Consider the following 898-nt stretch of genomic DNA (forward strand, 5'->3'; position numbering starts at 1 on the left):
TGATCTGCTCGGGGATGGCGCCGACCAGCAACTCATCGTCAGCTTCATCCAGGATTTCCACCGCCTCGACCCGCGTGGCGACCAGGGCCGGTATCCAACGACCGGACGAGCGGACACCCTGTCCTTGATCGCGGTCTGCCACGCCAACACCGATCGCTTCATCGACCAGATCAACCGACTGGCGCACTACACCGAACTCCGGCTGACCGGACGGGCGCACATTCCGATCAGCGTGTAGTCGAACAAAGGCCGGTTCGCGGCGAGTTCTATGAGAACGGGCCCGGAGCGATTCGCTCCGGGCCCTGTGTCGGATCTCGAGTTACAGCGGCTTACCGCGGCTCCCAGACCCGCATTTTGTCGACGAGCAAGTTCCAGACCGCCGAGTCATGCTCGGCCAAATCGACCAGGGCCTCGACCATGTCGCGGCGGCTGATGCTGCCAACACTGCGGGTGCTGGCGCGGCCGCTGGTGCGCACACGCAGTCCGGCCTGCTTGGCCAGCTTGGCCAGCAGGTCGTTCCAGTGATCGCTCTGCTCAGGCGACATCTTCAGCGTCCACGTCAGCCAGTCGGACCGGTCCTCTGTGGTCGACGTCTTGGCTGCAGGGCTGAGCTTGGCTCCGCTCTTCAGCGCGTCGGTGATCGAGCCTGCGCGTTCGCCGCTAGACATCGGTCTTGTCCGTCCGTACAGTCATACCCGGATTATAGACTGTCAGACTTTTATAAGTCTATATGATCGGTTCTGCAGGCGAGTTCGGCCGACCCAGCATCGCCAGCGCACCTGATCTGGGGTGTGAGGTCTTTGAGTTCATCCCTGAATGCACTGAAGGCGCCCGGTCGCCGGACGCCTCAGTACGTACCTGCCGTCGTCCCGTGTCGGGTCTCAGGCCCGCCCGTTTC

2 protein-coding genes are annotated in these 898 nt (G+C 63.0%); one reads left to right on the top strand and one right to left on the bottom strand.

The genetic code is table 11. The annotated features are described in order from the left end of the window. The coding region (locus NP3_RS49430) for a hypothetical protein (RefSeq protein WP_169814638.1) at positions 1-238 on the top strand (238 nt) is incomplete at its 5' end. A 91-nt stretch (positions 239-329) separates the two neighbouring features. On the opposite strand, the gene NP3_RS36335 is transcribed toward NP3_RS49430, so the two are convergent. Then, on the bottom strand, positions 330-668 hold the full coding sequence (locus NP3_RS36335; RefSeq protein WP_063046250.1) for a hypothetical protein: 339 nt from the start codon (positions 666-668) through the stop codon (positions 330-332). Positions 669-898 lie beyond the last annotated feature (230 nt).

The organism is Nocardia pseudovaccinii NBRC 100343, from assembly GCF_001613225.1.
GTDB classification, from domain to species: Bacteria; Actinomycetota; Actinomycetes; order Mycobacteriales; family Mycobacteriaceae; genus Nocardia; species Nocardia pseudovaccinii.

Bases quoted from the DNA above. Each gene is read 5' to 3' on its own strand.
- NP3_RS36335 (WP_063046250.1), bottom strand. From the start codon at position 668: ATGTCTAGCGGCGAACGCGCAGGCTCGATCACCGACGCGCTGAAGAGC.